The sequence below is a fragment of the Caldibacillus sp. 210928-DFI.2.18 genome (genome assembly GCF_020554505.1).
Taxonomy (GTDB): domain Bacteria; phylum Bacillota; class Bacilli; order Bacillales; family Caldibacillaceae; genus Caldifermentibacillus; species Caldifermentibacillus hisashii.
The window spans coordinates 1-413 of sequence record NZ_JAJCHL010000234.1 but is presented as its reverse complement, the minus strand read 5'-3'; the positions used below and the strand labels follow the sequence as shown (position 1 = coordinate 413).

General features: G+C 31.7%; 1 pseudogene. It reads left to right on the top strand.

Going from position 1 to position 413, the window contains the following annotated elements:
- Positions 1-162 precede the first annotated feature (162 nt).
- Positions 163-413 (top strand): annotated as a pseudogene (locus tag LIZ98_RS17705) (hypothetical protein); the annotation flags it as partial.

Sequence of the window (413 nt, the reverse complement as noted above, 5' to 3'; positions counted from 1 at the left end):
TTTGTTTATGTTGCCGGCTTTTCTCATCAAGCCGGAAGAGATGGATTCCCTTTAAATGAAATGGAAGTAGGCGGTTCTTAATCTGTTACCGCCTACTTGTTCAGAAAAGACTTGAAAGTTAAAATAAACGTGTTTGTAACCAGAAAGGTGGGATTAATTTATATGTTTCATTTCCTAGGATTATTAAAAGCAATGAGTGTACCCTTCATCTATATGATTGTATTTGGATTTATTTCTGGTTTTTTACCAAATATGGATTTGGACTTAATGATAGTCTTATTATTTTTTCCAACCTATATATTAATAGGTATTTTAGCCCCAATTTATAATAAAAAAACACCTTATTTTGCTAGTTTTATCGTAAGCCCCCATTCAAACAACGCATATAAATCAACAGCACCTCTTGTTAAAAT